The following is a 328-nucleotide window of genomic DNA, read 5'->3' as shown; positions in this document are numbered from 1 at the left end:
ATTTGCGAAGACCGCCACGCAAAGAACAATCCGGGAACAGCTCGATACGATACTCTACAGTGGGATTACTACCCGCCGTCTCAGCCGCTCCGTAACTCATATTCGAACGGACTTTAGCCGCAATTTTGGCCAGATAGCTCGGGTCGCCACGATTATTGCCGGTCGATTTTTCTGCCGTGCCGCTGCCACCGCTGCCGGTCATGCCTGCCTGCGCATTCAAACGCTGCATTTGCTCTTTGAACAGCTTATCGGAAGCGGCTTTATCTTTCGCTTCGCGTGCTTTCTGATCGGCCAGTTTTTGCTTATCCGCTTTTTCGCGCTCTTTCAG

The 328-nt window shown here is 53.0% G+C and carries 1 pseudogene; it reads right to left on the bottom strand.

The features are described 5' to 3' along the window. Nucleotides 1-328, bottom strand: a pseudogene (locus KDM89_RS21030) (cell envelope integrity protein TolA); the annotation flags it as partial.

Origin of the sequence: Cognatundibacterium luofuense, assembly GCF_018139685.1 — a bacterium.
GTDB classification, from domain to species: Bacteria; Pseudomonadota; Gammaproteobacteria; order Burkholderiales; family Burkholderiaceae_D; genus Undibacterium; species Undibacterium luofuense.
The sequence above is the reverse complement of the archived record's forward strand: the minus strand, read 5'-3'. Positions and strand labels throughout refer to the sequence as shown.